The sequence below is a fragment of the Mycobacterium sp. genome, from assembly GCF_035499775.1.
Taxonomy (GTDB): Bacteria; Actinomycetota; Actinomycetes; order Mycobacteriales; family Mycobacteriaceae; genus Mycobacterium.
The window spans coordinates 1-5,275 of sequence record NZ_DATJYB010000008.1 but is presented as its reverse complement, the minus strand read 5'-3'; the positions used below and the strand labels follow the sequence as shown (position 1 = coordinate 5,275).

General features: G+C 66.6%; 6 protein-coding genes. 2 read left to right on the top strand and 4 right to left on the bottom strand.

What is annotated here, in order from left to right; genetic code table 11:
• The first annotated feature begins 28 nt into the window (after window positions 1-28).
• Window positions 29-967 (top strand): fumarylacetoacetate hydrolase family protein, encoded by a 939-nt coding sequence (locus tag VML93_RS00225; RefSeq protein WP_325606420.1) that lies wholly within the window; start codon window positions 29-31, stop codon window positions 965-967.
• Window positions 964-2,481: a bifunctional 3-(3-hydroxy-phenyl)propionate/3-hydroxycinnamic acid hydroxylase gene (locus VML93_RS00220; protein WP_325606419.1), complete on the top strand. Its 1,518-nt coding sequence runs from the start codon at window positions 964-966 to the stop codon at window positions 2,479-2,481. Before VML93_RS00225 ends, VML93_RS00220 begins: the two co-directional genes overlap by 4 nt.
• Here the strand turns inward: VML93_RS00220 and VML93_RS00215 are convergent, their stop codons facing one another.
• From VML93_RS00215 to VML93_RS00200, 4 genes are all read right to left on the bottom strand, one after another.
• Window positions 2,482-3,381, bottom strand: a complete 900-nt coding sequence (locus VML93_RS00215; protein ID WP_325606417.1) for a universal stress protein — start codon at window positions 3,379-3,381, stop codon at window positions 2,482-2,484.
• 32 nt (window positions 3,382-3,413) lie between these two features.
• Window positions 3,414-3,758 (bottom strand): ferredoxin, encoded by a 345-nt coding sequence (fdxA, locus tag VML93_RS00210; RefSeq protein WP_325606415.1) that lies wholly within the window; start codon window positions 3,756-3,758, stop codon window positions 3,414-3,416.
• 63 nt (window positions 3,759-3,821) lie between these two features.
• A complete protein-coding gene (locus VML93_RS00205) occupies window positions 3,822-4,706 on the bottom strand; it encodes a universal stress protein (RefSeq protein ID WP_325606413.1) in 885 nt (294 codons plus the stop codon).
• A 49-nt stretch (window positions 4,707-4,755) separates the two neighbouring features.
• The coding region (locus VML93_RS00200; protein ID WP_325606411.1) for a universal stress protein at window positions 4,756-5,275 on the bottom strand (520 nt) is incomplete at its 5' end.

Genomic DNA, 5,275 nt, shown 5'->3' with positions numbered 1-5,275 from the left:
TTGTCGGCCTACTGAAAGTACCCACCTCATGACCGTTTCCGTGCTGCACACCCCCGACACCTGGTGGGTCAAGACTCCCGGCGGCGCCGCGAAGATCGACACCGCCGCGACGACGACCGCACAACTCCTGGCCGACCGCGCGGCGATCGATGCCGCCGCCGCGAGCAGCGACACCGTTCCCGTCGATACCCTGCAGTTGATCGCGCCGCTGACCAGACCGTGCCGGGTGGTGGCTCAGATGACCAACTTCGAGTCACACGTCAAGGACGCGGGGATGGACCCGGCGACGGTTCCGTTGACCTTTTTCCGCAAGGCGTCGGCATCGATCACCGGCCCGTTCGGCGACATCGTCAAGCCCCGTCACGTCGCACTGCTCGACTACGAGGTGGAGATCGGGCTGGTGATCGGACGCGAAATACCGGTCGGGACAGATATTTCCGATGCCAATCTGGCCGAGTTCATTGCCGGCCTGGTCGTCACCAACGACGTGTCGGCGCGCGACATCCAGCTTCCCCAGACCCAGTTCTACGAGGCCAAGTCCTACCCGACATTCACACCGGTCGGGCCCGAACTGGTGCTGCTGGACGCCGACGAGCTCAAACGCTTCGGAGAGCTGCGGCTGCGTCTCAGCGTCAACGGCAGCGAGCGACAGAACGCGTTGGTCGAAGGCGACATGCTGTATCGGCCCCTGCAGGCGCTGCAGTCGCTGACCCAATTCCAGGAACTCGCGCCCGGTGACGTCATCCTCACCGGCACCCCGGTGGGCACCGCGCTGAGCGCCCCACCGAAGCCGGTTCAGATGATCAGCAATCTGTTGCCGCCGGCCGTCAAATGGAAGGCGTTCTTCAAGAGCCAGGCCAACAACCCGAAATATCTGAAACACGGCGACATCGTCGCGGCGTCGGTGGCCACCGACGACGGGCGGATCGATCTCGGAACCCAGCGCAACACAGTCCGATTCGCATGAGCGATAACGCTATTCGGCACGTGCCCGTCGTGATCGTCGGCGCCGGGCCGACCGGCATCACCGCCGCCACATTGCTGGCCCAGTACGGCGTGGACTGTCTGGTCCTCGACCGCTGGCCCGGCGTATACCCGCAACCGCGGGCCGTGCACCTGGACGACGAAATCTACCGTGTCATCGCCCGGCTCGGCGTCGCCGACGAGTTCGCGGCGATTTCGCGGCCCACGCTCGGTTTGCGGCTGCTCGACAATCGATTTAACGTCCTCGCCGAATTCAACCGCGATCCCTCCCGCAGTGTGCACGGCTTCCCGCAGGCCAACATGTTCGACCAACCGGAGTTGGAAGCGCTGTTGCGGGCCAACCTCAAGCGTTACCCCAACGCCCGATTGCGCGGTGACGCCCAGGTAACCGAGGTCACCGACCGCGGCGGGTGCGTGCGCGTGACGTTCACCGACCGCACCGACGGCCAGGCTCATGTGGTCGAGGCTGACTACCTGCTGGGCTGCGACGGCGCCAACAGCGTGGTGCGCGCCCAAATCGGCTCAACCATGCGGGATCTGAACTTCGAGCAACGCTGGCTGGTGGTCGATGTCGCCACCGACGCCGACCTGCGCCAGTGGGACGGTGTGTACCAGGTGTGTGATCCGGCCCGCGCGGGGACATACATGCGGATTGCAGATGCCCGCTACCGCTGGGAGTTTCAGTTGCTGCCCGGCGAAGCCGTAGAAGATTTCAGCACACTGGCCGGCCTGCGACCGCTCATCGCCCCGTGGACCGCCGGCGTCGAGGACAGCGAACTGACGTTGCTGCGCGTCGCGGAGTATACCTTCCGCGCGCAGATCGCCGACCGATGGCGGCGCGGCAACATCTTCATCCTGGGTGACGCTGCGCACCTGACTCCCCCGTTCATCGGTCAGGGCATGGGAGCCGGAATCCGGGATGCCATGAACCTGGCCTGGAAGATCGCGGGGGTCCGCAGCGGCACCCTCGCCGCAGACACTCTCGACACCTATGAGCAGGAGCGCAAACCGCACACCCGGCAGCTGATCCGGCTGGCGCTCAACATCGGTCGATCGATGACCGGTGGCGGCCGGCTAGGTGACCTGGCGCGACGCCTGGTGCTGCCCCGGGTACGGCTCGTCCCCGGTCTGCGCGACAAGGTCGTCGACTCCACCACGCCCGCGCTGCACCGTTCCACACTGGTGCTCAAGTCCCGCCGACCGGGTCAGCTGGCCGGCACGCTGTGTCCGAATCCGATACTGCCGCAAGGTCAACGGCTCGACGACGTGGTTGGCTCGGATTTCGTCCTCATCACCGCCGGCCCGCTGGGCCCGCGCGACGCAGCGTTGCTCGCGAGCCGAGACGTCGCGGTGCTGGTTGCCCAGCCTGGCAGCGAGCTCGAACAGTGGCTGCGCCGCGGGCGGGCCACGGCGGCGGTCGTGCGTCCCGACCGTACGGTCATGTGCGCCGGGCGCGACATCGCTGCCCTGTGCACAGCCTTACCACCCGGCGTCTGATCAACCTGATCCTGTCGAGGGTCGCGCCACGATCACCGGCATCCGGACGGAGTGAACGACCGCGTTGCTGACCGAGCCCAGCAGCATGCCGGTCAGACCGCCTCGGCCGTGACTGCCGACGACGACAAGCTGTGCGGATTCCGACTTTTCGGCTAGTTGCCGCGCCGGCCGATCACACACGAGCATGCGGTGCACGGTCACGTCGGGATAGCGTTCCCGCCAGCCGGCCAGGCGTTCGGCAAGGCTGCGTTCGGCTTCCGCCTCCACCGCCGACCAGTCCAGGCCGGGAAGTTCGAACACGGTGACGTCGCTCCATGCGTGCAGCGCGATCAGATCGACACCGCGGCGCGACGCTTCGTCGAAGGCGATCGCCGTCGCGAGTTCTGAAGCCGGTGAGCCGTCGATTCCCAACAGCACGGGGGCGCGCTGCGGATAGGGCATCAACGGATCTTCGTCGCGGACAACGGCTACCGGACAGTGCGCATGGCGTACCACGCTCGAGCTGACCGAGCCGAGCAGGCCTCTGGACAGTACCCCGCGGCCCGAGCAGCCCACCACCAAAGTCTCAGCCTCGCGGGACATTTCAACCAGGGTCGGCACCGGGGTCGAATAGATGACCTCGCTGTTGATGGTGATCTTCCGGCCGGCGTGCACGGCTTCTTGCGCGATCTTGACCGCGTCGGCGATGACCTTGCGTCCCTCGGCTTCCAGCCACACGCCCAGAGTTTCGGGGTACGGAACCGGCGGCCACGTCGCGATGGCGGTGTTCACCACATGGACCACGGTCAGGGTGACGTTTTTCATCGCCGCGTCGCGGGCCGCCCAGCACACAGCAGCATTCGATGCGGGTGAGCCATCGACCCCGACGACAATGCCCAGAGGCCCTAGCGATCCAGACATTTCGGTCTCCTCCTCTCGCAACCCCGGGTTGCTCAATCCTCCCGTGCGGGCAGCGCCGCGACCAGAGGCGTGTCCAGGCCGACTGGGCCCAAAGTCGCGGCGCCGCCCGGCGAACCAAGCGGAGCATCTCGGTCCGACAGGATCAGCTGGAAGAAGGCCGCGTTGTCAGCGCGGTGTTCCAGCTCGTCGTCGGGCAGATCGCCTTCCCAGAAGATCGCGTCCAGGCGGCAAGCCGGTTTGCACGCACCACAATCCACGCACTCGTCGGGGTTGATGTACATCGTCCGAGCGCCCTCGTAGATGCAGTCGACCGGACACTCCTTTACGCAGGACTTCTCCATCACGTCCACGCACGCTCTGCCAATCACATAGGTCACGAATTTCACGCTACCGGGCGGCGTTTGCAATCACGTCGGCCGAAAGGCCTTCATCGTAAGGGACTAAAGGCCTTTCGCGGGCGTGACGATCACCGGGATTCTTGCTGCATGTGCTACCGCGGAACTCACCGAACCCAGCAGCATGCCGGGGAATCCCCCGCGGCCGCGGCTGCCGAGCACCACCAGTTGCGCGTTCTCACACTCCTGCAGCAGCCACCGGGCGGGCGTGTCACAGACCAGCTCTCGGCGCACCTGGACGTCCGGGTACTGCTCCTGCCAACCGGCCAGGCGCTCGGCCAACACTTCCTCTCCGTCGCGTTCGCGGTCGCGCCAGTCCATGCCCAGGACCGGAAACACCCCGACATCGCTCCAGGCGTGCAACGCCACGAGTTCGACCCCGCGGCGGGAGGCTTCGTCGAAGGCCAGCGCCGTCGCGGTCTGCGATGCCGGCGACCCGTCGATGCCGACCACCACTGGGGCGTCGGGCGCCGCGCCGCCGTCGGAATGAACCACAGCGACTGGGCAATGCGCGTGCTGGAGCAGCGCCGTACTGACCGAGCCCAGCAGCAGCCGGCCCAGCGCGCCCATCCCCACGCTGCCGACGACGATCATCGACGCTCGCTTGGAGGCCTCAATGAGTGTCGGCACGACGGCGGAGTAGGCCAACTCGGTACGCACTTCTGGCGACCCGGACTCACCCAAGCTGGTGGTGAGAACCTTTTGCGCCCGCTCGATGACGTGCTGTGCGTTGTCTTTCTGCCAGTCCGGCATGTCGGTGTAAAGCTGTCCCACCGGCCAGCCGACGACCACCGGGGCGACCGCGTGAAACAGCGTGATCGGCGCGTTGCGCATGACGGCTTCGCGGGCTGCCCAGGCAACCGCGGCGTCCGACTCTGCTGATCCGTCGGCGCAGACCAATATTCCGTATTTCTTTGTGGGATCTAGCATCTCACGCTCCTCGCCCTGAATGCCGCCCAGACAGCCGCCCGCAGTCCGATCATAGATGTTGATGATCGACGATCAGGACCGAGCAGGCGGCGTTGTGCAGCACCGCATTGCCGGACGGGCCGAGGAGTTCTCCCATGCCCTGGTGGTCGCGGGCACCGACAACGACCAATTGCACCGACGCGGCGTTCGCGGCCAGGTCGTCAAGGAGGCTGCCGTGCAGTGCGGCCGTCTCCACCCGGACGTCCGGGTACCGCTTGGTCCAACGTGCCAACCGACGCTCCAGGTCGGCGCGTATTCGCCGCTCGGCGTCCGCGTCGTCGTCGCCGGCATTCGGCCGGCAGGTGACTGCCCGAAGCGCCGCGTTGCGCAGCCGCGCTTCCTCGATCGCGCTTCCCAGCAACACGCCGTTGTCGATTGACCCGTGGACATCGACGACGATCAAACCGGTGCGCCCCGCGGTCTGTTCGCTTCGAATGACCGCCACGGCGCAGTGCGCCGAGGAGGCCAGTGCCGCGGCCGTCGAGCCCACCCGCCCGGGCCGGAAGTGGTGCACACCGACGGCCCCGACG